The organism is Pseudomonas sp. MLB6B (assembly GCF_054508135.1).
Genome location: NZ_CP199313.1, coordinates 3,558,866 through 3,582,085, shown reverse-complemented (window position 1 = coordinate 3,582,085; position 23,220 = coordinate 3,558,866). Strand labels below are relative to the sequence as shown.

At 66.2% G+C, this 23,220-nt stretch carries 18 protein-coding genes; 5 read left to right on the top strand and 13 right to left on the bottom strand.

Annotated features, from left to right (window positions below):
* The 5 genes from glgA to ACSMEV_RS15865 all read right to left on the bottom strand — a co-directional run bounded on the left by glgA (position 1) and on the right by ACSMEV_RS15865 (position 12,598).
* On the bottom strand, positions 1 to 1,560 hold the full coding sequence (gene glgA, locus ACSMEV_RS15885; protein WP_459206009.1) for a glycogen synthase GlgA: 1,560 nt from the start codon (positions 1,558 to 1,560) through the stop codon (positions 1 to 3).
* A 726-nt stretch (positions 1,561 to 2,286) separates the two neighbouring features.
* Complete coding sequence (locus ACSMEV_RS15880; protein ID WP_459206008.1) at positions 2,287 to 3,672, bottom strand: hypothetical protein; 1,386 nt, start codon at positions 3,670 to 3,672, stop codon at positions 2,287 to 2,289.
* A complete protein-coding gene (locus tag ACSMEV_RS15875; protein ID WP_459206007.1) occupies positions 3,669 to 10,103 on the bottom strand; it encodes an AAA domain-containing protein in 6,435 nt (2,144 codons plus the stop codon). The genes ACSMEV_RS15880 and ACSMEV_RS15875 overlap by 4 nt, the downstream gene beginning before the upstream one ends.
* A gap of 15 nt (positions 10,104 to 10,118) precedes the next feature.
* Positions 10,119 to 10,763 carry a 4Fe-4S cluster-binding domain-containing protein gene (locus ACSMEV_RS15870; RefSeq protein WP_459206006.1) on the bottom strand — a complete coding sequence of 215 codons (645 nt, stop codon included), beginning with the start codon at positions 10,761 to 10,763 and terminating at the stop codon, positions 10,119 to 10,121.
* A 2-nt stretch (positions 10,764 to 10,765) separates the two neighbouring features.
* Entirely contained in the window at positions 10,766 to 12,598 is a 1,833-nt protein-coding gene (locus tag ACSMEV_RS15865) for an AAA family ATPase (RefSeq protein WP_459206005.1), read from the bottom strand.
* 305 nt (positions 12,599 to 12,903) lie between these two features.
* Between ACSMEV_RS15865 and ACSMEV_RS15860 the strand changes: the two genes are divergently transcribed.
* From ACSMEV_RS15860 to ACSMEV_RS15845, 4 genes are all read left to right on the top strand, one after another.
* Positions 12,904 to 13,230 carry a hypothetical protein gene (locus ACSMEV_RS15860; RefSeq protein WP_459206004.1) on the top strand — a complete coding sequence of 109 codons (327 nt, stop codon included), beginning with the start codon at positions 12,904 to 12,906 and terminating at the stop codon, positions 13,228 to 13,230.
* 89 nt (positions 13,231 to 13,319) lie between these two features.
* Positions 13,320 to 13,691 (top strand): SH3 domain-containing protein, encoded by a 372-nt coding sequence (locus ACSMEV_RS15855; protein WP_459206003.1) that lies wholly within the window; start codon positions 13,320 to 13,322, stop codon positions 13,689 to 13,691.
* A 395-nt stretch (positions 13,692 to 14,086) separates the two neighbouring features.
* Complete coding sequence (locus ACSMEV_RS15850; RefSeq protein ID WP_459206002.1) at positions 14,087 to 14,284, top strand: hypothetical protein; 198 nt, start codon at positions 14,087 to 14,089, stop codon at positions 14,282 to 14,284.
* Positions 14,285 to 14,514: 230 nt separating this feature from the next.
* Complete coding sequence (locus tag ACSMEV_RS15845) at positions 14,515 to 14,805, top strand: hypothetical protein (RefSeq protein ID WP_459206001.1); 291 nt, start codon at positions 14,515 to 14,517, stop codon at positions 14,803 to 14,805.
* Positions 14,806 to 14,897: 92 nt separating this feature from the next.
* Here the strand turns inward: ACSMEV_RS15845 and ACSMEV_RS15840 are convergent, their stop codons facing one another.
* From ACSMEV_RS15840 to ACSMEV_RS15825, 4 genes are all read right to left on the bottom strand, one after another.
* Positions 14,898 to 15,296 (bottom strand): VOC family protein, encoded by a 399-nt coding sequence (locus ACSMEV_RS15840; RefSeq protein WP_459206000.1) that lies wholly within the window; start codon positions 15,294 to 15,296, stop codon positions 14,898 to 14,900.
* Between the two features lie 33 nt (positions 15,297 to 15,329).
* On the bottom strand, positions 15,330 to 16,730 hold the full coding sequence (locus tag ACSMEV_RS15835; protein WP_459205999.1) for a GGDEF domain-containing protein: 1,401 nt from the start codon (positions 16,728 to 16,730) through the stop codon (positions 15,330 to 15,332).
* Between the two features lie 163 nt (positions 16,731 to 16,893).
* On the bottom strand, positions 16,894 to 18,723 hold the full coding sequence (locus ACSMEV_RS15830) for an SLC13 family permease (protein WP_459205998.1): 1,830 nt from the start codon (positions 18,721 to 18,723) through the stop codon (positions 16,894 to 16,896).
* A gap of 409 nt (positions 18,724 to 19,132) precedes the next feature.
* Positions 19,133 to 19,441, bottom strand: coding sequence for an RcnB family protein (locus ACSMEV_RS15825; protein ID WP_296268495.1), 309 nt, complete (start codon positions 19,439 to 19,441; stop codon positions 19,133 to 19,135).
* 112 nt (positions 19,442 to 19,553) lie between these two features.
* Here ACSMEV_RS15825 and ACSMEV_RS15820 point away from each other — a divergent pair, with 112 nt between their 5' ends.
* Positions 19,554 to 19,904 carry a hypothetical protein gene (locus ACSMEV_RS15820; RefSeq protein ID WP_459205997.1) on the top strand — a complete coding sequence of 117 codons (351 nt, stop codon included), beginning with the start codon at positions 19,554 to 19,556 and terminating at the stop codon, positions 19,902 to 19,904.
* Positions 19,905 to 19,931: 27 nt separating this feature from the next.
* Here ACSMEV_RS15820 and ACSMEV_RS15815 read toward each other — a convergent pair whose 3' ends face one another.
* The 4 genes from ACSMEV_RS15815 to ACSMEV_RS15800 form a co-directional block, all read right to left on the bottom strand.
* Complete coding sequence (locus ACSMEV_RS15815) at positions 19,932 to 20,699, bottom strand: SDR family oxidoreductase (protein ID WP_459205996.1); 768 nt, start codon at positions 20,697 to 20,699, stop codon at positions 19,932 to 19,934.
* Between the two features lie 19 nt (positions 20,700 to 20,718).
* The gene (locus ACSMEV_RS15810; RefSeq protein ID WP_459205995.1) at positions 20,719 to 21,786 is read right to left on the bottom strand and encodes a phosphotransferase family protein; all 1,068 of its coding nucleotides are present in this window, start codon (positions 21,784 to 21,786) and stop codon (positions 20,719 to 20,721) included.
* A gap of 224 nt (positions 21,787 to 22,010) precedes the next feature.
* The gene (locus ACSMEV_RS15805; protein WP_296268491.1) at positions 22,011 to 22,328 is read right to left on the bottom strand and encodes an SCP2 sterol-binding domain-containing protein; all 318 of its coding nucleotides are present in this window, start codon (positions 22,326 to 22,328) and stop codon (positions 22,011 to 22,013) included.
* 53 nt (positions 22,329 to 22,381) lie between these two features.
* On the bottom strand, positions 22,382 to 23,095 hold the full coding sequence (locus ACSMEV_RS15800; protein ID WP_459205994.1) for a histidine phosphatase family protein: 714 nt from the start codon (positions 23,093 to 23,095) through the stop codon (positions 22,382 to 22,384).
* Positions 23,096 to 23,220 lie beyond the last annotated feature (125 nt).

Genomic DNA, 23,220 nt, shown 5'->3' with positions numbered 1-23,220 from the left:
TCAGTAGTGGGCGACGTGTGCCTGTTTGACGAGGTCTTCGAACAGCCGGGCGTATGGGGTCACCGCCTGGCACCAGTTGAACGGTTGGGTCATCGACAGGCAGCGCATGGCGTTGAGCAGCTCAGGCTGGCTGTAGACGTAGAAGGCACGGTTCAGCGCCTCGCGATAGCTTTCGGGGGTGGATTCGTCGAACAGGAAACCGGTCACGCCGTTTTCGATGGTGTCGGCCAAACCGCCCGTGTTACGTGCCACCGGCAGGGAGCCGAAGCGTTGCGCGTACATCTGGCTCAGGCCGCATGGCTCGTAGCGCGACGGCATGAGCAGGAAGTCGCTGCCGGCGAACATGCGCCGCGCATCGGTTTCGTTGAAGCCGATGCGCACGCCGATGCGGCCGGGATGGCGCAAGGCGAGTTCGCGCATGGCTTGCTCTTCGGCAGGCTCGCCGCGACCGATGATCGCGATCTGGCCGCCTTGCTCGACGATGAACTCGGCCACCGCCAGGGTCAGGTCCAGGCCTTTCTGGTAGACCAGACGCGAGACCACGGCGAACAGTGGGCCTTCGCTGTCATCCAGACCGAACAAGCGGCGCACTTCCTGAGTGTTGCGCGCCTTGCCTTCCCAGTCGTTGAGGCTGAAGTTGTGTTGCAGATGCTCATCGGTGGCCGAGTCCCAGCTTTCGTCGATGCCGTTGGGAATGCCGCTGAGCAGCCCTTGCTGAGCCTTGCTGGCGAGGAAGCCGTCCAGGCCGCAGCCGAACGCCGGTGTGGTGATTTCCTGGGCGTAGGTGGCGCTGACGGTGGTGATGTGGCTGGAGTAGGCCAGGCCTGCTTTGAGGAACGACAGCTTGCCGTAGAACTCCATGCCTTCCTGTTGCAGGGCGTGCTCGGGAATGGCGAGTTCGGGGCAGCAGGCCAGGCTGTACACACCCTGGTAGGCCAGGTTGTGAATGGTGAACAGGGTCGGGGTGCTCAAGCCGCGCCAGTGCATGTAGGCCGGGGCCAGGCCTGCCGGCCAGTCGTGGGCATGGACCAGTTCCGGCGTCCAGTGGACCAGGCCTTCGCCTGCGGCGATCTCGGCGGCGGCTAGGCCCAGGCGGGCGAAGCGGATGTGGTTGTCGGCCCAGTCGCGACCGTCGTTGTCGCCGTAGGGGGTGCCTTCGCGCTGGTACAGCTCGGGGCAGATCAGCACGTAGATGACCAGCCCGTCAGGCAGGTCCATCCGACCGATCTTGCACGGCGGCAGCGCGGCATGGCCGCCCAATTGGCCGACGATGTGGATCGGGTTGTCGCTGTCCATCACCTGCGGGTAGCCAGGGATCAGCACGCGCACGTCGTGCAGGTCGGAGAGGGCGCGCGGCAGGGCCGCGGAAACGTCGCCCAGGCCGCCGGTCTTGACCAGATCGGCGATCTCCGAGGTGACGAAGAGTACTTTGCGTTTGTTCGGGTTCTGCTGGCGCTTGGCGCCGGGTGATCTGCCAGCCGTGATGAAGCCTGGGACCTGAGGTCCGCGGTGTTCCGTTTTGAACGTGTCTGCATGTGGCTCGACAGCGGCGCTGATCATCGTACTCTCCATCCCTAAATTCAGGCCCTCTGGGCCTTTGCGTTACATCGTGCTGGCTCTCTTCTCTGAACTGGTGAAGCGTCTTGCAATCCATGCCCCGAATTCTGTGCAACCTTGGAAACGCCTGGGCCTTCCGGGCCGCAAGCGTTAACGCGCTGTGGGGTGGGCAGGCCGTGAGAAGAACGTCTCTTGATAGCGCGGCCTGCTTAAGTGCTGACCGGTGCGTCGAGCGGAAAGTTCTACCCGTTTTGAGCGATAGTTCCGAACGGCAATGACACCGAATTTCGAGTGTAGGAGATACCCGGTTAAAAATGTGACCCGTCGGTCACAAAAGCGGGGCCTGTAAGCTCGTTTGCAAAGATCGCGCCCTTTGCAAGGTTGCCGGGCTAGCGCCGGCGTTCGTCACGGCCGAGGCCAGAAGTGCCACATGGGGCAATGCCAGTCAGTTAAGCTGAAATAGTGTTCATTGGGGCTGCTTTGCAGCCCATCGCGGTTGATCGGAGCGCCGAACCGGCCGCTCCTACAGAACAGGCGCAATCCTGTTGGAGCGGCTTTAGCCGCGATGGGCCGCCCAGCGGCCCCAATCGCTTAACTGGCTAGCATTGCCCCATGGGGTGGCATGCACAATGGCGGCCTGCACGCTTATGGCGCGACTACCGCCATAGAACAGGGCACCGCAGGGAGGCAGGACCCAGCGCGCGTCTGCGGCGCGCTGCGCGGACGCGTTCAGTGGCGCTGTTGCAGCGACGCCTCGGCGCTGGCGTGGGCTTGTGCCTGCGCGACCTCTTTCAACGGCACTTCCCCCACGGCCCGCGCCTGCTCGATCAGCAAGGCATCGCCTTGCTCCCCCAACAGGGCCTGCAAGCGCTGGAAATCGCCGCACCACAAGGTTTCGACATCCAGGTCGCGAGCCTTGTCGCGCGACGGATCGAAGGCCACCGCGCGCACCTGCAAACGCGCGCCCTCGGCCTGGCCGCCCACTTCGACGCCATAGCCTGGCGTAGCCGGTTTGCGCAACACCACGCGGCCGGTCTGCGCCCAGCCCGTGGCCATCCCTTCGCGCACCTCATAGCCCAGGCTGCTCAAACCGCGCAGCACCGCCTCGCGCCGTGCCTGGGCCGCCAGGGCCTGGGCGTGCGCGTCGAGCGCGGCTTGGGCTTGCGCGATCAGGGCATCCAGCTCGGCAACGCGGTCGCCCGGCCCGCACGCGTCCAGCTGCGTGCGCAGCGCCGCCTGCGTAGCAGCCTGTAGTGGGTCGGTCTCGGCCGTCGAATCAGCCAGTGCATGGAGTTCGCCTGCCAGGCCCCGCACCCGTTGCAGCCGCTCGCGCACCTGCTCGAAGGCGCGGGTGGCGCTGGCGAGGTCGATCACCAGGCTGTCCAGCAACAGCGCCCGTTGCCCGGGCTGCTGCGCCTGCTCGGCGTGCTGCAAAGCGAGCAGGAAGGGCTGCGCCGCGGATGCGCCTTGCAACAGCTGCAACTGCGCGATGTAGCGGTCTATACGCAACAGGCGCTCGTCACGCCCGATGCCTGCCCCGTGCGTGGCCAGCCACTGGGCGTAGGAGGGCTGTTCGGCGTCGCCCTTGAGCCGTTGCGCCAGCGCTTGCTGCGCCTCGCTCAAGGCGGTCGGGGAGGCAGCTTCAGACGCCAGCGCTGCGAAGCCCCGCGCCAGCACGGCATCCGCATCGTCCTGGCCAGGACGGTCACGCAAGCCGGCCAGCGCTGCCAGCACGTGCGCTGCCACTGGCTGACGGCTCGTCTCCAGTGCCTTGAGCAGCGCCTGGGCGTTTTCACGCACCCGGCGCGCCCGTTGACGCTGCTGCGCGGCCCGCTCGATCGCCTCACCTTCGCGCTCGCGCAGGTCGCGGCGCAGGAACTCGATTTCCTCCGGCACCGCTTTTTGCAATTCGCTGAAGCGCTCTTCGACCAACAACGTCTGCAATCGCGCGTGCCTGGCCTGGGTCGCGGCCAACTGCGCCGTGTCGACGCTGCCCAACTCAGCGGCCTGCGCCGTCCAGTCCGCCATGGCCTGTGCCAGGCGTTGCAGATGGCCCTGGCAGATCGCCAGGATTTCCTCGCGGGTAACGATACGTACGACTTTCGGCCCACTCATGGCGCTACCTCGGTGGAAGAGGCCGAAGCCTCTTGGGCGGGTGCGGGCAACGTGCTGCCCATGGCCGCTTCGATCGCCAGGCGCAGGCGTTCGCGCTCGGCGGCGGGGTCGTGATACCAGGCCTGCGACGACACCCGGTGCAGATGCGCGATGGCCCGGCCCAGTACCCGCGGGCGCCAGATTTCCCGCGCCCGGGCATGGGCCAGCAAGGCGTGGCAAGGCGCGTCGCACTCGATGCCGATGGCGTACAGGCCGGTCAGTGGGTGTTCGATGGCAAAGTCGAGGCCGAAAGCATCGCCCTCGCTGGCCGGCGCAGCCTGCCAACCCAGGCTGGCGATGTATTCGCCCACCAGGCGCACGAAGCCGTCACGCACACCGTCCTGGACGCGCGCCGGGAGGCTGCTGCGGTCGGTCTGCAAACGGTCGAGTAGACGTGCGCCATTGGCGAACTCCCCGGCGGTGAGGCTGCGGGCGTATTCCAGGTAGCCTTGCAGGTAGTCGCGCGGGCTGGCCGGAGCACGCTGGGTGTTGAGCATGTCGGAGATGTCGGCGATCGGCATCGAGGTGATCATCACCACCTTGCGCCGTGCCCGCGTCACCGCCACGTTCAAGCGGCGCTCGCCACCGGTCTGCCCGAGCACACCGAAGTTGCGGCGGAAGGTGCCCTGGCCGTTGCGGCCGAAGGTCGAGGAAAACACGATGATGTCGCGCTCGTCGCCCTGTACGTTTTCGACGTTCTTGACGAACACCGCCATGTTCTCGCCGTCTTCGCTGCGCTCGCGCTCTTCGGCGTAGGCCGCGCGGAAGGCCGGGTCCTGCTCGGCGCGCAGTTCCAGGCAATCTTCGATCAGCTCGGCCTGTTTGCGGTTGAAGGTCACTACGCCCACCGACTCGCGCGCGGCGAAAGGCTGCTGCCACAGATCGGCGAGGTAGTCGACCACCCGTTCTGCTTCGGCAGGGTTGCTCTGGTTCTGGTACACGCCTTCGACCTGGATCAGCTCCAATGGCTTGATGCGCTGGATGTTGGCCTGTGGGTGGCGCACCGGCACGTTCAGGCGATTGCCGTAGAACGAGGCGTTGGAGAAGCCGATCAGCTCGCGGTAGGCCGAGCGGTAATGGATCTGCAGCGTGGTGCTGGGCAGCACGTTGCGCGCCAGTTGCAGCAGGTCCGGGCAGTCCTTGATCTCGCGGCGGTTCCAGGTGTCTTCGAACGCCTCACGCTGTTCTTCGTCGGTGTCCTCGTCCGGTTCGTCGCCATCGAACACCTGCGCCTCGTCGCTCTCGATGCGGCTGGAGAAGAACGCGGTGGGCGGCATCTGCTTCTCGTCGCCGCTGACCACCGTGACCTTGCCGCGGAACAGCGTCGGCAAGGCGTATTCCACCGGCATCTGCGAGGCTTCGTCGTAGATCACCGTGTCGAACAGCCCGGCCTGCAGCGGCAACACGCGGCTGGCCACGTCCGGGTTCATCAGCCAGACGGGGCGCAGGTGCATCAGCCCGATGCGGCTGCCCAGCTCGATGAACTCGCGCAGACGCCGAGAGCGCTTGCCAGTGAGGCGGGTGAGGTCTTCCCATTGCTTGCGGTTGCCCAGACGATCGGGGTCGATGCCCTGGCCGAGCAGATCGCGGTTGAGCAGGCGCATCTGCACGTCGGCCTCGGCCAGGCTGGCGATCTTGGCCTGCGCTTCGTGCTGACTGAACAGCAGCTCGGGGTGGGCTTGCTCGATGCGGTGCTTCCAACCGAGGCGGGCTTCCAGGTTGAGCAGGCGGCGGACCGTGCCTTCGAGCTGTGCGGCTGGCACGGCGTCGAGGGCGTCCTGGCGCTGACGCAGCAAAGCCAGCAGCGCCAGTTCGGCGTCCGACAACAAGGTGGCGCGGGCGCGGAAGCGCTGATAGGCGGCAAGGCTGGGCAGCGCGTCTTGCAGGGCTTGCAGGCTGGCCTGGGTACTGCGGTTGTGGCGCACGGCATCGGCCAGCTCGGCCTCCAGGTCGGCGTCCAGCCACTGGCTCAGCAGTTCGAGGCGCACCAGGCTGGCCTGGCGCGCGCCCTGGCGCAGCAAGGAGGCGTCGACGTCGGCCAGCAGCGCCTGCACCTGGCGCGGGTCGCCACCGAGCGCGGCGGCATCGCTCTGGGCCGGGCGCGGCGATTGCGCTAACGCTTCGGCCAGTTGCCGCACCTGGTGCAGGTGGCGTTGCACGCTGCGCGCCTTGGGCAGCAGGTCGGAGCCGCTGTCGGCGGGTACCGGCGGCAGTTCGAGCGCGCGCTGTACGGCCTGCAATTGCCCGCGCAAGGGGCGCCAGGCGCGTTCCAACTGCGCGGCGCCCAGCAGGGGCAGCAGCGCCGTGTCGAGGTCGTCGTGGCCGAGGGGGGCGAGGAAGCCGTGCAGGCGGCGGCGACGCAGATGGTGCATCGGGTTGAGCCAGCGTTGCCAGCCCCGGTTGGCATGCACGCGTCGGGCGTCGTCGGCCACACGGGCGAAGGTCGTATCGTCGAGTTGGCCCAGCGCTGGCGACAGGTCGGCGTGATGCGCGCTCTGCTCCATAGCGGCCAGTGCCGCGTCCAGCGCGTGCAATTGGCTCAGCAGCGCGTGGCCACGCAAGGTGCCGTCGCCAGGGCTTTCGCGGAACAGGGGTAGCCATTGCGCCAGGCGCTGGCAGGCGCGCTCGTCGAGGCCGAGCAAGGTGTTGGCGTGGGCGGCGAGCCAGGCGCGGTAGGGGGCCGGATCGTCGAGTTCGAAGCTGGCCGGATGCGCCAGCAGGGCCGCTTCGCGCTGGGCTTCGACCTCGCCGAAGCGCTGCAAGGTTTCGGCGAAGGCCTCAAGGGTGGGGGCGTCGGCGGCGAAGGCTTGCAGGCGGGCCAGCGGGCTGCCCTCGTAGCGCGCCGGCAGCCACAGGCCGATCAGCGGGGCGCAACGCTCCTCCAATTGGGCCAGGCTGCCGATGTCGAGGTCGGCCAGACGCTGGCGCAGGGCCGGGAAGTGCAGCGGCGCGGGCCCCGACTGCAGCTCGATCAGTTCGCCGAGCAGGCGCCGGTAGCTCAGGCCGCTGTCGGGGTCTGGCTGGTGCAGGCTCTGGTGGTAGCGGTCGAGCTCGCCTTCAAGGGTTTCGATGCGCGCGGCCAACTGCTGGCGCTGGCGCTGCCAGGGCGCACTGGGATTGCCTTGGCCGAACAAGGTGTCGAGTTGCTCGCGGATGCCGCGAATGACTGGCTCGCGGTCGCGGTTGATGTCGTTGAGCATGACCACGCGCTGGCCCAGGCCTTCGGCGACCAGGCGCTTGTGCACCACCTCCAGCGCCGCATGCTTCTGGCAGACGATCAGCAGGCTGCGTTGGCGGCCGATGGCATCGGCCACCATGTTGACGATGGTCTGGCTCTTGCCGGTGCCGGGCGGGCCTTCGACCAGCAAGCCTGGGCCTTGCCGGGCCTGCATCACCGCCGCTTCCTGGGACGGGTCGCTGGCTACGGTGAAGTAACGGTGCAACTCGCCCACCGTCTGGGGCTCGGCGAGCTCGCCGGCGGTGGATTCGGCCGCCCGCAGGCGCAGCGCGGTTTCCAGGCCCGTGCCCGAGGGCGCGAGGCTCTTGAGGTGGCGCAGGTCTTCGCCAATGGCCTGGCCCATGAAGGTGACGTGGAACAGCACCGCCGCGCAGGCCAGTTCGTCCTGGTCCGAGGCCAGTTGCAGCGACGGGCTGGGCAGTGCGCCGAGCTGGCGCGCGCGGGCCGGGGCGAGCATGCCGAAGGCGTCCATCACGTCGCTGGCGCGCAGGGACGAGCGGCCCAACAGCTCATCGGCCGTGGCGCGCCAGCGCTTGCACGCCTCGACGCCCAGCACGCTTTCCAGCGCCGGGTTCAGGCGCACTTCTTCGCGCTCGCTGTCGAAGGCCAGGGCGGCTTGGCCGCGTTGGCCCACTTCCAGTTGCAGGCTCAGCGGCCACAGCAGCACCGGAACGATGCGAGGCCGCGCGTTACTGCGCGCGTCGCGGCTGAGCAGGAAGGGGAAGCCCAGGTACAGCCCGTCGATGCCGGTGTCGCGCTTGTACAGCGCGCTCTGCCGATGCAGGCCGTGCAGACGCGCGGCCAGGCCTGGGTCGAGTTGCAGCGTCTGTGGGTCGAGGCTGACCGCCCGGGCGTTGCGTTGCAGCAGGTGGTCGAGCAAGGCCGGGGCAGGGCGTCGCTCGCTGTGCAGTTCGTTGAGGTCGACACGGGCCGTGGTCTTGCCGATGGCCATGCGCACCAGCGGGCCGCGCATCACCGCGCTCACCACCTTCTTCTCGAAGAAGTCCAGGATCTGCGCGACGTATTGCTGCTTCTGCGGCTCCAGCCATTGGCTGGGTTCGATCGCCAGCAGCACCAGGGCTTGGGCCAGGGGCATGCGCCGTTCCAGCCGGAACTGTTCGGCCCACTGGTCGACCGCTTCCACACCGCAGCGGGCAAAGCCCTGGATGCGCTCGTCGACACTGCGCATCAGCTCGGCCTGCGGGCGTTGCAGGCGTTGCGCGGCGGTGTCGGCCTCGAACCAGCCCACTTCGTGCTCGCGCGCCAGCGCGGCGGCTTCGGCGACGATCGCGTCGGCGGCGCGGAACTGGTCCAGGCTCGCGCTGAGCAGCACGATCAGGTCTTCTTCGGCGATCAAGCGGCGCTGGCTGAGCGACTGCAAACCGGGGTGGTCGGTGTCGGGGAACAGCCGCTGGCGGGCCTCCCATTGGCTGGCCAGGGTGGCCCGCGAGGTCGACAGCAAATAGATGCGCAAGTCGTCTTCGACCAGCTCGATGTGTTGGTGCAGGGCGCGCTGGCGCACGTTCTGCGCGCGAGTCTTGAGGCGGCTGAGCCAGTGGTCGTTGTGCAGGCGTTCGAGCAGCTCGGGCACGTCGCCGCTGATCAGCGCATAGCCCTCCAGCGGGTGCTCCAGCAGCCAGCCGGGGGTGACGATCTCGCCGCGCAGGATCAGCGGGATTTCCGGGTTGAGCAGCTTCAGGGCGAGCATCAGGCGCAGGTCGTCGTGCAAGCCTTCGTGCTGCACCACTTGGCGCAGCCCCGCGAGCAGCGTGGGTGCCAGGCCGGCTTGTTCGGCCCAGGTCACGACCACCCCGCGCAGCAGGTGCTGCAAGGCTTCGGCCCAGTGCTCCGCTTGCGCTGCGGCGAGGGCGAAGACCTGGGCGTTGCGGTACTGGCGCTCGCCGAGCGACAGGCGCGCGCCGCTGCCATCGTCCGGCGTTTCGTTGGCGGCCGGCGGTGCCGGCACGTCCGCGCCGTCGAGCCAGGCCGCCACCTGTGGCCACTGCCAGCGCTGGTGGCGGTCACGGGCGAGCAGGCCGCGCAGCAGCAGGTGCAGGCGCGGCTCCAGGGTATCGGGCAGTGGCACGCCGTTGGCCAGCACATGGATGAGGAAAGCGTTGGCCTGCACGCCCTCGAAGCAGGCGCCGCGGGTCAGTTGTTCGAGCAGGATCATGCCCAGGCTCCACCAGTCCGACGCCGCGGCCACACCGCCGGCGACCGCTTCGGGCGCCATGTAGCGGCTGGTTTCCAGGGGCGAGACGATGTCCAGGTCGAACTCCGACAGGCGCGCCGAGCCGAAGCCGCTGATGACCATGTCCAGCGGCTCGCAGCTGCGCACCAGCAGGCTGGTCGGACGCAGGTCGCGGTGGCGCAGGCCGGCTTCGTTGAAGGCGTGCAGGGCCTGGCCCACTTCGCGCAGCAGATGGCTGGCACTGTCGAGGTCGACCACCACGGGGCCGAGGTCGGCCAGGCTGCCGCCGTCCAGCGCCTCGATCACTTCGAAGGCGCGGCCTTGCCAACGGCCGGTGGCGAACAGCTCGGGCACGTGGGCCAGGGGCAGGCGGCGCAGGACGTCGTAGACGGCCGGGTCCGGCTCGGCGCCGGGGCGGTAGAGGGTGAGCACGGCGCGTTGGCTGCTCTCGCGGTGCTCGGCCAGGTAGCGCTCGCGGATGCCGTCGGTGTTGCTGATCGCCTGTTCCAGTCGCCAGCCTTCCACTTCGCTGGGGGTGTCGCTGGCCGGCGCATCGCCCGTGGTCCCGTCGACAGGCGCGCAGGTGGGCAGCTCAGCGTTCGAGGCTTGAGCCTGCTTCGCCTGGGCGATGACAGCCACTGGCGCGCCGCAGGTCAGGCACATCAGGTCGCCGGGCTCCAGGGCATGGCCGTTGCTGCACTGCGGTGCCAGCGCGGGCGCCGAGGCGCTGACGGCTTTGGCCGGCTCTGTGGTCGATAGATCGGTCGGGGCCGCCGATTCGATAGGGTGACCGGCATCGGCCGCCTGGGCCTCGCCCGGCGCGGCCTCGTTCGGGCGCCAGCCATCGGCGTGGATCGGCTCGGCGGACAGGTCCCAGGCGCAGGGCTGACCGTGCACGCTGCCGGCGCAGAACAGCTCGTCCAGGCCACGCTCGGTGTGGCAGTTGGGGCAAAAACGCATCATGTCGGTGAACTCCGCTCAGCGCCGCTTCGATGTGTGGGCGCTGGTCTGTAACTGGTGGCCCTGGCTGTGCAGCAGGTCGCGCAGGCGCAATAGGTCGCCACGTCGCGGAATGCCTGCCATCCACACGCTGCCGGCCTCGTCGAACATGAGGTCCAGGGCTTTGTCGGCGGCGCGCAGGAGGCGTTGGCAATCGGCCAGGCGCGCTTGGCCCAAGGGCGTGAGCAGGCTCAGGCGCTGGTTGTCGCTGCCGCGCAGGGCGAGGGTCTGTTCGCTGTGTTCTTGATAAGGGTCGCTGATCAGACCGTCGATCAGCCCCTGGGTTTGTTCCAGTTGCGGGCCCAGCGCTTCCAGGCTGTGGCCGCTGTACACCAGGATGTCGCCGGCGCTGCGTTGGCGCAGGGCGCGCAGCAGGGCGAGAAGGGCGTCGAACTGCTCGAATGGCTCGCCGCCGGAGACCGTGACGCCGTCGGCCTGGGCCAGCCAGGGCGCGATCTGCGTCAGCAGCGCGTCCAGGCTCACCTGGCGCCTGCCGGGGCCCCAGGTGTCGGCCGAGATGCAGCCGGGGCAGCGCAGGCTACAGCCCTGGAACCAGATGCCCACACGTTGGCCCGGCCCCAGGGTGGTGACGGGAAAGTGCACCCGCGACAGGCTCAGGTGCATGTTCAGCGCGCTTCCAGGGTCAGGCCCGTGGCGTCCAGGGCGCCGATGCGCAGGGCTCGACCCGGCTGCACGTCCTGGTCGAACAGCGCCCGCGCCAGCGGGTTGAGCAAGTGCGCTTCGAGCTGGTTGCGGATGCCCCGGCCACCGTTGCCCAGGTCTTGCAGGCATAGGGCGTGCAAGGCCTGGCGCGCCGGCTCGCCGAGTTCGACGCTGAAACCCTGGGCGTGCAGGTCGGCGAACGTGGTCGCGACCATCTGCTCGAAGATCTGTGTGGCCACGTCTTCGCGGATGAAGTCGAAGACGATGATGTTTTCGCCGATCCGGTTGAGGATTTCCGGGCGGTTGAGCACCAGCTTGAAATAACGGTCGATCTCGCTGTGGACTTTGCCCTGCACCTGCTCGAACGGCTCGTGAGGCTGCACGTTGGCGACCCGCTCGCCGTTTTCGCCCTGGCGATAGATGCCCAGGTTGGAGGTGAACACGATCAGCGCTTCGGAAAAGTACACACGGTCGCCGCGCCCGGAGGTGAGCACGCCGTCGTCGAGGATCTGCAGGAACTTGTCGAGGATACGCGGGTGGGCCTTTTCGATCTCGTCGAACAGCACCACGCTGAAGGGTTTCTCGCGGATGGCGTTGGTCAGTTCGCCGCCCACGTCGTAACCGACGTAGCCGGGCGGCGCGCCGATCAAGCGCTGGTCGGCGTGTTCGGCACTAAATTCCGACATATCGAAGCGGATGTACGCGCCTTCGTCGCCGAACAGCAGGTGGGTGATGGTCTTGGCCAGCTCGGTCTTGCCGACCCCGGTGGGCCCGGCCAGAAAGGCCACACCGCGCGGGCGATTGCCCTTGCGGCTGGCGCCGACGCCGGTCACCGCACGCTTGACGATGTCGAGCATGTGCGTGACCGCGTGGCGCTGGCCCTTGACCCGGCGCTGGACGATGCCGTCGGCGCTGCGGATGCGCGTGCGGTCCAGGCTCAGCCAGGGGTCTTCGGTGACGCCCACCTTGTAGCGGCGCACGGCGTCGCTGATCTGCGTCATGTCCACGTGCTCGACCCGCGCCAGCTGGGCGATGGCGCTGAGGTCGAGCAGCAGCAGCCCTTCGGTGTTTTCCACGAAAGCCTCGACCGCCGCGTCCAGCGCCTGCGGCTCGGCGCCCTGGCTGCCGACGAGGCCGCGCAGCAGGGCCGGCGCCAGTGCGCGGCGTGCGCGTTGGTCGGGTTTGCCGACCGGGATGTGGCGCAGGCGCGGGTTGTCTACCAGCAGCCAGTCCGGCAAGTCGCCTTCTTTTTCCACCAGCCACAGCAAGGTGTTGAAGAACGGCTTGCGCTCGGCCGTGGCAGGGCGGCTGCGCGCCTGGTGCGAAAGCACCAGGGCCTGGGTGAACAGGCGATGCTCGGCGGCGCTGAGCTGGTCGTTGCGCACCGCCAGGCGCGAGGCGAAATCGAGAATCAGCGCCACGGGCTCGCCGCTGTGGGCGACCAGGCGCTCCAAGGTCACGCCTAGCAGGTCGATGCCGGCCGGCGCCACACCGTCGACGGCATTGAGGCCCAATGCCTGCAAGGCGGCCAGGCCGCCGGCCGGGTTGGCGCCGGGACGGTTCATGGCGCTGAAGCCGCTGACCGGGTTCCACAGCAGCACGTGGCTGAAGCCGGCATCGAGCAGGGCATTGCACAAGGTCTGGTTGAAGCTTTGCGCGGTGACCGCGCCAGGGGCGATCTGCGTGGCTTGCAAGTCGCGGATGTTGCCCGACAAGACGAATTGACTCTTGAGGGGCAGAAAGCGCACGAGATCGCGCAACCAGCGTGGCCGTTCGAAATAGACAATCCCTGACATGTTCGTGCTCGCGGCGTGGGTCGATAGCGCAGGGTATGGGGCGGGGGCGGTATTTTCCAGTTTTGCCGTAAGGAAAATACAGGATGTCTGTAGTCCGACGTTTTGGCCGGGCCTGGATCGCACGATGATGGCCCTGAGCCATGCCGTGCTGGCTGGTGGGGGAAGGGACTCGCTGCCGCGCAGGTTTCCGGCAGGCAAAGATTGTCCGACAATTTTCGCCAGGTGCCTTGCTTCCCGCTTCGCTTCGGCTAGTGTTGGCACAACGCTATCGGTCGATACGTCTTGGGTCTCAGGAGGAGCTTGGCATGCGCATTCGTGGTGATTCGTTCTGGTCGTGGGCCGACCCCACGCTGCACCATCGTCGGCACGACGAAACGCTGTCCGATGGCACGTGCCTCGACGTCCAGGTACGACTGTCGCGCACTGGGGCGACTCAACTGTTCCTTGGGGTGTACAACGCTTCGGGCTTGGCGTTGCATGAAGAAGCCCATGGGTCGCGCCCCGGTGAATCGATGACGCGCGCCTTGGCCTGGGGCGTGGTGCGTGCCCGCGAGGTCGCCGTCGAGCTGGCCGCCCTGGCGCCCGCATCCAGGATACGGGAAGTTCCTCTGCAGGCCACCGGCGCATGCTGATTGCATCGAGCGCTGCCTTCGCAGGCGCGTCAGGTTCTGACGCTGGCCTCTGCTAGCATCGACGGTTCACCGCAGCCAAGGAGTGGCGCATGAAGTCCGTCGTGATCAAGGTCCATCGTAGCGAATACCCTCAACCCATTCGTCTGGTCGCCGGCCAACTGTTGAGTGTTGGCCAACGCTATGAGGGCAGCGAAAGCTGGGAAGACTGGTACCTGTGCAGCTGCGCCGGACAATCGCCCGGTTGGGTGCCCGCGCAGTTGATCGAGATCCTGGGCGTGGGCCAGGGCCGTGCCCGGGAGCCTTACTGCGCCCACGAACTGGACGTCGAACCGGGCCAGTTGATCGAAGTGCTGCGCCCGCTCAACGGCTGGTACTGGTGCAAACGCTTGAGCGATGGCGAGTTAGGCTGGTTGCCCGCAGAGGTGCTGAGGCTTCCAGGTCAGGCTGCCAACGGCCTCTGATCTGCTTTTTTTTCACCAACCTGAATCTGTAACCGTATCAGTTGCGGCGCGACCATAGCGTCATCCCAGCCGAGCAGCCAGGCCTGCGTTGGGACGGCTACGCGCCGTGGCATCGGCGTGCGTCAGCCAGGCCGCTTCGCTAATGCACTGAGAGGTTTCAATGGGCAAGCTCGTGTGGTTTCTTGGGGGATTTCTGTTACTGACCCTCTGTATCGGCCTGCTGGGAACCATTCCACCCCCCTGACCGCCAGGCGTCTGGCCTGTTCCGCCCTCGGACAGGCCCAGGCCAGCTCGTGGTTTCGGCCGTGTCTATCTTGTCAAGGGCGGCAGGTCATGATCCCTTCACAAAGCTTGCTGTACCCTGCGCAGCGTCCTGATCCAAGGAGGCATACGCAATGTGGCACACCCATAAAGGTACAGCTGCAATGGGGCGGTGGCGCACGCATTTTCTCGAACACACCTCATTCCACGAAGACGATTACGCGCGGGCGCTGTTGCAAGCGCAGGTGCTCGAACAGGCCGGTGCCATCAGCACCCGCGAATGGATCGAACTGGTCAGGCAGGCCAATCAGGCTTTGTTGAAAATCGAGTGAATGGGGTAGGAAATTTGTCCACAGAAACCGTGGGTAGGTCTGTGGATAACGCGCCCGAAGGCTTGGCTTTAAAGGCTTCGGTTGGATTGCGCAGAATTTGTACAAATTATGTTTGCCATCGCCCTGAACTGTTTCATCCTGAACGTTTCCGTTTAGGTAACACTCCGCGCGGCGAGTGAAGGGCCCGAGGTTCCATGCCCTTCTGCACTTCAATTGTTCGAGAGATCCACATGGGCCGACAGTATCGACTCAGCAGCGAGCAGCCCGCAGGGGAGTTGATCGAACGCGTCGCCTCGGCGCTGAGTGCGTCCGGCTTCTACCGGTGCGTTGCTTCGCGGGCGGACTACGCAGGATTCATGCACTCAGGCAGCGACGCTGCGTGGGGTGTGGATATCGAGGTGTCGGTCGATCCGGAAGGTGTGCTGCTGCAGGTGCATGCCGGCAACGCCAGGCAGCTCATCGGCCTTATCCACGCGGACCTGGACACGACCGAGCGTTCGATCGCGGTCCATGAGCTGTGAGCTTTCCCCGCTATTGACCGTACACTTTGGCGCACCATCGCTCGAGCGAAGCTTGTATGCGCGTGACGGTCTGTAGGCGAGCCCGCGCTGTATCACCAGCCCTGTACATGCACGAAACACAACTTGTTGCCTTCCGGATCGCGGCAATAGGCCGCGTAGAAGCCTTCGCCGTACTGCGGGCGCAGCCCCGGAGTACCCTCGTCGCTGCCGCCATGTCGCAAGGCTGTGCGCCACGCGGCCTGTACCTGTTCCCGATCCTGCGCCGCGAAGCTGACCTGGGTGCCATTGCCTGCACTGGCCGGTCGACCGTTGAAAGGCCGTTGCACGTAGAATTGCGGCCATTCGGCGTTTGCGGCTTGCCAACCGGCCCCTTCAGGCCCCTGGTCGTCGACCTCCGGCAGGCGAACCAGGCCCAGACATGCCAGGACGGCCTCATAGAACGCGACCATGCGTGGCAAGTCGCGGGCACCTAGCTGTATGTGGCTGAACATGCGGCGTTTCTCCGGGGGGCAGGTGCTGCGCGCCTAACTCACTTCCCGCTGCGAGGATTGCTGCACCACGCGATTGCGGCCCTGTTCCTTGGCGCGATAGAGGGCCTGGTCGGCCTGAATCAGTAGGCTATCCAGGCTCTCACCCGGCACCAGGGCGCCACCGGCCAGGCCGATGCTGACACTGATGCGCAAGGCCTGACCATACCCTTGCAGCGTGAGGGACTCGACCGCCCGGCGCAGCCGTTCGGCGAGGAAGCTGGCCTGTTGCGGGGCCAAACCGGGTACCACGATGGCGAATTCCTCGCCACCCAAGCGCGCGAACAAGGCGCCTTTACCCAACTGGTCCTGCACGGTGCGCGCGAATTCGCGTAGCACCCGGTCGCCCACGGCATGGCCATGACGGTCGTTGATGGACTTGAAATGGTCGATGTCGAGCATCATCAGGGTGATCGGCAGCGCCGGCTGGCGGCAACTGTGCAGTAGAGCGCCGGCCTGGTGCGTGAAGGCGCTGCGGCTCAGGGCACCGGTCAGGTGATCGACCGCCGCTTGGTGCGCCAGGCGGCCGAGCAGTTGCCGGTTGGCATGGCTGACGCAGGCCACTACCAACGGGCCCAGCACCAGCATGGCGATCCCGAGGCGCGCCGACATCAGCGCGGTGACCGCCGTTTCGGTCTGCGGCAGGCTGAAGTGCATGACGTTTTGCGCCACGGCGACGATCAGCGTGCTGCCCGCGCCCAGCGTCAGCAGCGACAGCAGGAACGGTGAATAGCTCAGCGCACACCACACCAGGGCGGCGATTGGAAATGCGATGGCGCCAGGCCCCCCCACCGCCAGACCCACGCCCAGCGAACCTAGCAGCACCAGCAGCGGGGCGATCGGAATCGGCTGGCTGCCACTGCGCAGCAGGACGCGTGCCGAAGGGGCGCTTAGAACCACAGGCAGGACCAGGACACTGGTGGAGAACTGCTCGCTGAACCACGCCAGCCAGGTGGCGCGCACCGACTCGTTGAACCAGGGTGCGGCCACCAGGCAAGCCAGGCTTGCCGCCACCACGGCGGCGCTGGCGCTGGCGCCGAGCAGGCACAGCACGCCATAGGGCGTGTGCAGGCGACGGTCGTTGCGCGGCAGGCGCGCCATCAGCAGCCACAAGGTCGATACCACACCGAGGTTGCACAGGTTGAACCACAGCGCCGGGCGCCACTCGCTGCCGCAGGCGAGGTCGGCGGTGACCATGGCCAGGTAGACCAGGCACCAGCCAAGCGGGCTGGCCTGGCGAGGGTGGCGCAGCAATAGACCGGCCAGCACCGCATTCACCGGCCAGAACAACGACAGCGAGGCGAACGGGCGCGCCAGGATGCCGGCCAGCGTCAACACCAGCGTCAGGCTGAACAAGGCCAGGTAGACCACCAGACGCGACCGGGCTGAAAACACCATGAGCGTGGACCACATGCGCGGTGAAGAGGAAAGACCGAGCTTCGAGGTCAGGCTCGGCAACGACGCGGGAAGTGTGGTTCAAGCGAGTAATTGATGTCAAATGGATGTCATCGTAGCCGGTTCGTTGGCGATTGGCTGTACCGCAAGCGGGCAAATACCCGACTCACAAGGGGAACAGCCACGGCACCATGACCACCGTCACCAGCATCACCAATACCGTAAACGGCACGCCGACTTTGACGAAGTCGGCAAAACGGTACTGCCCTGGCCCCAGCACTAATGTGTTGACCGGCGAAGACACTGGCGTCATGAAGGCCGCCGACGCGGCCAGCGCCACGGTCATGGCGAACGGGTAGGGCGATAGGCCGAGTTGACTGGCCATGCTGATCGCCACTGGCGCCATCAGCACTGCGGTGGCGGTGTTGGAGATGAACAGACCGATCACCGCCGTCAGGGCGAACAGGCACGCCAGCATCGTACGCGGGCCGGCACCGCCGAGCAGGCCGACCAGGCCCTCGACCGCCAAGGCGATGCCACCGGTCTGTTGCAACGCCAGGGCGAAGGGCAGCATGCCGACGATCAGCACCAGACTCTGCCAATGGATGGCACGGTAGGCACTGTTCATGTCGATGCAGCGCCCTGCGCCCATCAACAGACAACCGATCAGCGCCGCCACCACGTTGGGCACCAGCCCGCTGACCATCAGCGCTACCATCACCGCCAGACTGGCCAGGGCTTGCGGGGCGCGGCGGCGTGCCGGGGCGACCTGGTCGATTTCGGCCGGCAGGCTGAGCACGATGAAGTCGTGCGGGTGCGTCTGCAGTTGGCGGATGGCCTTCCACGGACCGACCACCAGCAGGGTGTCGCCCATGTGCAGTGGAGTTTCCAGCAGGCCCTCTTCGATGGCCTGCTGCTCACGGCGCAGGCCCATGACGTTGAGCCCCAGGCGTGTGCGCAACGCCAAACCCAATACGGTCTTGCCCAGCAGGCTCGAACCGGGTGGCAGCGACACCTCGGCCATGCCCAAGTCCTGGGACTGGTCGATGAAGTAGGCGGCCTTGAAACGCAGGGGTTCAAGCTGCATCGACTGGCACAGGCCGTGCAGGTCTTTGCCCTTGTCAAACAGGTCGAGCAGCAGTACGTCACCCGCCTGCAACACAGTCGCCGAATCGGCGGCCATCACCCGCGTGGTGAATGTGTGCTGGCGTTCGATGCCCACCACGTTGGCGCCGTGGGCCGTGCGCAGCGCCAGCTCGCCCAACGAATGGCCGACCAGGGGCGAGTGCGCGCGGACTCGCAAGCGCCGCTCGCGGCCGCTGAGTTTGTAGTCCTGCACCAGGTCATGCAACGTCGGACGCGCCTGGCTGCGGCCCTCGGTGTGCGACTCGCCCTTGAGCCAGCGGCGCGTCAGGAGCATGTAACCGACACCCAGCACCAGCACCACCAAGCCGAACGGGGTGAAGCTGAAGAAGCCGAACCCTTCTACGCCATGGCGCAGCAACTCGCCATGAACCACTACGTTCGGCGGCGTCGCGACCAAGCTGAGCATGCCGCTGATCAGACCGGCGAAGCTCAACGGCATCATCAAGCGGCTAGGCGCGATGTGGAGACGCGCGGCGATGCTCAACACGATGGGAATGAAGATCGCCACCACGCCCGTCGAGCTCATCACCGAGCCCAGGCCCGCCACCGACACCATCAATAGCAGCAAAAGACGCACTTCGCTGTGGCCTGCCGTGTCGCTGAGCCATTCGCCGATGCGGTAGGCGATGCCGGTACGCACCAGGCCTTCGCCGATCACGAACAGCGCGGCGATCAAGACCACGTTAGGGTCGCTGAAGCCGGCCAGGGCCTGCTCGATGGTCAAGACGCCGGACATTGGCAAAGCGAGGATCACCAGCAAGGCGACCACATCCATGCGTGGACGGTTGCGGATGAACAGCACGACGGCGGCGGTCAGCAGGGCAAGTACCCAGAGCAGCTGGACATTCATGGGGCAGGTGATCCTTCACGTGAGGAAGCTGGAGGCGCGCATGGTCGAGGTTGCGCCGGAGCCGAGCGCAGACTGTGCAGGTTTTTACTGACGGGTGCATTGATGTGTTGCAGGTGTCGTGCAGTGGATGCGAGCACAAGCTCGTTATGCGTACTGGCCGCTAAAGTAGGTAGATGAAGGCCTTTTGCGAGTGGGTTCGCACTGCGCAGTAGGTCTTGCGGCTCATCGAGGGGCGGTGGTTGCGATTCTTGGGGGGTGGGCTGGAAGTATTGGGCAAAGCAGAGTTCGGGGTGAAACCGCCGCGTCGCTGCGGATGCAGACAGGCGCGGGGTCTCGAAGGTCAATGGCAGCGCCCGCACTGCGTTTCAGCGGGTAAGCGCGCTGCTCTCTGGGTGGACCCGGCGCAGGTTTATTTCTTGCCGGAATGAATCGCCAGGATCACACCATTGGTGGTCTGCACCAGCACGTAACGGCCAGCCATCTTCACCCAGTGGCTTTCTTTTTCTGGCGCCGGCAGACCCTTGGACTGCCAGTCCTTGACGGCCGCTTCGTCGCGCTTGTACTGGTCGGGCGCTTTATCGCCGACTTCCAGCTCACGGTTGCGCGTCTCGTTGGACTTGACGCTTTCTTGGGTCGATTCGGCGGCTTGTACCACCATCGGCACGCCGACCAGGGTGCCGGAGAAGAGCAGGGCGCAGAGCAGAGAGTTGGCTTTCATACCGGTGTTCCTTATGGACGTGTGTGCAAAATCCGACATCCCGGCGCGACGACAATTCACTTTGCGTGCTAGCCGGGTGCTAGAGTCACGTTCTTTTTTTCGAGGAATGAACATGCGAGCACTACTGCCGATGGCCGCCGCGCTGCTGATGGTCGGCTGCGCTTCGTCGACCATGGACGCCGCCCGTACCGGCGCGCCCAACGCCCAGCTCGATTCGCGCAAGAACGCCGATCTGGTGGCCCAGTGCATCCAGTACGGCTGGCAGGACGAAAAGGTGTTCGGGGTCGATGCCAGCGGTTACCTGCAAGCGCGCAAGGCGGGCGGCTTCACCGTGTATACCCGTGAGGCGCAGGCGTTCGTGGACGTCTACCCGCAGGGCGGCGGTACCCACGTCGATTTCTACGCGGCGCAGCAGGACAGCGTGGCCTTGCAGCGCAAGGCGGCCGCCGCTACCTGTTTGTAAGCGCGATACCCAGCGGCGGCTGCACGCTCATGCCAGATAGCCGCCGTCGACGGCCAGCGCAGCGCCCGTGGTGTAGCTCGACGCCGCGCTGGCCAAGTACAGCACCGCCCCCGCCATTTCGCTCGGTTCGGCCACGCGTTTGAGGGGAATGTGTTGCAGGGCGGTGTCGAGAATGGCCTGGTTCTTCACCAGCGCCGCAGCGAACTGCGTATCGGTCAGCCCAGGCAGCAGGGCGTTGCAGCGGATGCCGAACGGCGCGCACTCCTTGGCGAAGGCTTGAGTCATGTTGATCACCGCCGCCTTAGTCACCGAATAGATGCCCTGGAAATGCCCCGGCGTGACGCCATTGATCGAAGCCACGTTGATGATGCTGCCGCCGCCGTGCTCGCGCATCAGTTTGCCGGCCGCCACCGACATGAAGAAATAGCCGCGAATGTTGACGTCCACGGTCTTCTGGAACGCGCTGGGGTCGGTGTCGAGGATGTTGCAGAACTGCGGGTTGGTCGCGGCGTTGTTGACTAGAATGTCGAGCCGGCCGAAGCGCGCGCGAACTGCGTCGAGGGTCCGTTCGATCTGCTCCAGCTCGCCGATGTGGCAGGCCATGGCCGTGGCTTGACCGCCGGCCGCGACGATGACGTCGGCCACCTGTTGGCAGCCTTCGAGCTTGCGGCTGGTCACCACCACATGGGCGCCCTGTTGCGCCAGGAGCTGGGCGATGGCCGCGCCGATGCCGCGGCTGGCGCCGGAGACGAGGGCGATCTTGCCGTCGAGGTCGAACAAGTGCGTCTTGGACATGGGGCGCTCCTGAAACGGGTTAGAGGGGTGAGCGGGCGATGACCTGCTGGGTCATCTGTTCGAGCAGATGGTTCATGCGCACGAAGCTGGCGAAACGGGCGTCCTGGGTCTGGCGATGGAAGTAGCGGTAGTAGATCTGCTGGACAATGCCGGCCAACCGGAACAATCCATACACGTGATAGAAATCGACGTTGTCCAGTCGCAACCCGCTGCGCTCGGCATAGCGCGCGACGAACTGCCGGCGGCTGAGCATGCCCGGCGCGTTGCTCGGCTGGCGGCGCAGCTGCTGGATCGGCGCGGGGTCGTCGGCTTCGATCCAGTAGGCCAGGCTGTTGCCCAGGTCCATAAGCGGGTCGCCCAGGGTGGCCATTTCCCAATCGAGCACGCCGATGATGCGCGCCGGATCGGCCGGGTCGAGGATGACGTTGTCCAGGCGGTAGTCGTTGTGCAGGAGCGCCGGGCGCGGATGGTCGGCGGGCAGGTGCTCGCGCAACCAGGCGACCACCCGTTCCCAGCGCGGCGCGTCAGGGGTTAGCGCCTGTTCGTAGCGTGTCGCCCAGCCTTCGATCTGGCGCTGCACATAACCCTCGGGTTTGCCCAGGTCGGCCAGGCCGCAGGCTGCGTAATCCACTTGGTGCAGCTCGGCCAGGCGATCGATGAAGCTTTCGCACAGCGCCTGGGTCGCAGCCGGCCCCAGGTCCAGTGCCGGCGGCAGGTCGGCGCGCAGGATGATGCCTTCGACCCGCTCCATCACATAGAACTCGCTGCCGATCAGCGCAGTGTCGGTGCAGTGCAGATAGGCTTTGGGGCAATAGGGGAAACCGGCGTTGAGCTGGTTGAGGATGCGAAATTCGCGGCCCATGTCGTGGGCGCTCTTGGCCTTATGGCCGAAAGGCGGGCGGCGCAGCACCAGGTCCCGCTCGGCGTAGCGTAGCAGGTAGGTGAGGTTGGAGGCGCCGCCTGGGAACTGGCGCACGTCGGGGCTGCCGCTCAAGCCCGGCAGGTGGGCCTTGAGGTAAATATCGACCTCCGCCACGTCGAAGGCTTCGCCACTGCGGACGTCGATGGTGTGCTCTGTAGGCGACATCGGTCTTCCTTGTATTCTTTTCGACCAACCTGGGCACGGTAATCAGCGCACCGGCTGGCGACAAGCGATCCAGGCTTCGATAGACCGGGGTGTTGGCGGTCGATCAACTGCTGTGATGCGAGCGGGATGACGCAAGCCGAGGGTAAAAAAAACCGAAGCCAACAGGCTTCGGTTTCCAATTCCGCGCGCGGCGCCCGGGCGTGGCGAACGTCGCACTGGCGGGTTCAGGAGGGGAACAGCTCGCTGAGCTTCATCGACAGCATCATGTCGCCTTCGACGCGCAGCTTGCCGCCCATGAAGGCCTGCATGCCATCGGTTTCGCCGCTGACGATGCCCTTGAGGGTTTCGCTGTCGAGCACCAGGGTGCAGTTGGCGTCGGGGTTCTCGCCTTCCTGCAGCTCGCAGGTGCCATCCTTGATGATCAGCGCGTAATGCTTGTCTTCGTCGGTGATGTTGAAGCCGTAGACCAGGTCCAGGCCGGCAGCGGCGGACGGGTTGAACTTCTCTTGCATCTTCTTCACGGCATCGGCTACGGAGGTCATGGCGTGTTCCTTATCGGTTGTGGGTGACGGGATACAGGGTGGAAACGGATCGGTCAGCGGTAGGTGATCAATTCCGGTGCTCTGAGCAAACGCAGGTGCGCCTGGCTGTTGAAGGTACTCAGACCTACGGCGTGGCCCTGGAATTTCAAATGGCTGAACGAGGTGTTGACGATCTGCCAGTTCAGCGTGAAAGCCTGGGCGGGCGTCATGCCCGTCACGCGGTGAAGCAGGGCGGCGATGCTGCCGCCCGAGGTGAACACGGCGATGTCTTGGCCTTCCTGGGCTTGATCCAGCAGGCGCTGCAACCCCCGGTCGATGCGTGCGGTGAAGGCCTGCCAGGTTTCCAGGCCATCGTCGGCGCTGTGCTCGCCAGCGTGCCAGCGCTGCACCATCAGGGCGAACAGGCGCTGGAATTCGCTGCGGTGCTCGCGCGCGTTGCGCATCACGTCGAGCACATGGGGCTCGTGGGGGAGCAGATCGGGCAGCAGGGTACGGATCACGCCTTCGGCGTCGAACTCGTTGAAGTCGGGGTCGGTGTCCAGTGCGGGCACGGCATTGCCATGGGCTTGCAGGGCATCGAGCGCGATGCGCGCGGTGTCTTGCTGGCGGCGCAGGCTGCCGGCGATGCAGCGGTCCAGGTGCAGCCCCAGCTGGGCGAAGTGTTCACCCAGGGCCTGGCTCTGGCGTACGCCCAGTTCGGACAGCACGTCATAGTCGCTGGCGCCGAACGAGGCCTGGCCATGTCGGATCAGATAGAGATTGCCCACGGGGTGCCTGCACGCATTGGGAGTGCAGCGAGGTTAGGATGCGGCCGGCGGGCTGTCAACGAAAAAGCATACAAGCGTTTGAAAAGGGTGTTTGAAAGTTGGCGCGAAGGGTGTGAAGCCCCGCG

Bases quoted from the DNA above. Each gene is read 5' to 3' on its own strand.
- ACSMEV_RS15845 (WP_459206001.1), top strand. From the start codon at position 14,515: ATGGGCCGACAGTATCGACTCAGCAGCGAGCAGCCCGCAGGGGAGTTG.
- ACSMEV_RS15840 (WP_459206000.1), bottom strand. From the start codon at position 15,296: ATGTTCAGCCACATACAGCTAGGTGCCCGCGACTTGCCACGCATGGTC.
- glgA (WP_459206009.1), bottom strand. From the start codon at position 1,560: ATGATCAGCGCCGCTGTCGAGCCACATGCAGACACGTTCAAAACGGAA.
- ACSMEV_RS15850 (WP_459206002.1), top strand. From the start codon at position 14,087: ATGTGGCACACCCATAAAGGTACAGCTGCAATGGGGCGGTGGCGCACG.
- ACSMEV_RS15860 (WP_459206004.1), top strand. From the start codon at position 12,904: ATGCGCATTCGTGGTGATTCGTTCTGGTCGTGGGCCGACCCCACGCTG.
- ACSMEV_RS15835 (WP_459205999.1), bottom strand. From the start codon at position 16,730: ATGGTGTTTTCAGCCCGGTCGCGTCTGGTGGTCTACCTGGCCTTGTTC.
- ACSMEV_RS15810 (WP_459205995.1), bottom strand. From the start codon at position 21,786: ATGTCGCCTACAGAGCACACCATCGACGTCCGCAGTGGCGAAGCCTTC.
- ACSMEV_RS15855 (WP_459206003.1), top strand. From the start codon at position 13,320: ATGAAGTCCGTCGTGATCAAGGTCCATCGTAGCGAATACCCTCAACCC.
- ACSMEV_RS15815 (WP_459205996.1), bottom strand. From the start codon at position 20,699: ATGTCCAAGACGCACTTGTTCGACCTCGACGGCAAGATCGCCCTCGTC.
- ACSMEV_RS15875 (WP_459206007.1), bottom strand. From the start codon at position 10,103: ATGATGCGTTTTTGCCCCAACTGCCACACCGAGCGTGGCCTGGACGAG.
- ACSMEV_RS15825 (WP_296268495.1), bottom strand. From the start codon at position 19,441: ATGAAAGCCAACTCTCTGCTCTGCGCCCTGCTCTTCTCCGGCACCCTG.
- ACSMEV_RS15805 (WP_296268491.1), bottom strand. From the start codon at position 22,328: ATGACCTCCGTAGCCGATGCCGTGAAGAAGATGCAAGAGAAGTTCAAC.
- ACSMEV_RS15880 (WP_459206008.1), bottom strand. From the start codon at position 3,672: ATGAGTGGGCCGAAAGTCGTACGTATCGTTACCCGCGAGGAAATCCTG.
- ACSMEV_RS15830 (WP_459205998.1), bottom strand. From the start codon at position 18,723: ATGAATGTCCAGCTGCTCTGGGTACTTGCCCTGCTGACCGCCGCCGTC.
- ACSMEV_RS15820 (WP_459205997.1), top strand. From the start codon at position 19,554: ATGCGAGCACTACTGCCGATGGCCGCCGCGCTGCTGATGGTCGGCTGC.
- ACSMEV_RS15870 (WP_459206006.1), bottom strand. From the start codon at position 10,763: ATGCACCTGAGCCTGTCGCGGGTGCACTTTCCCGTCACCACCCTGGGG.
- ACSMEV_RS15865 (WP_459206005.1), bottom strand. From the start codon at position 12,598: ATGTCAGGGATTGTCTATTTCGAACGGCCACGCTGGTTGCGCGATCTC.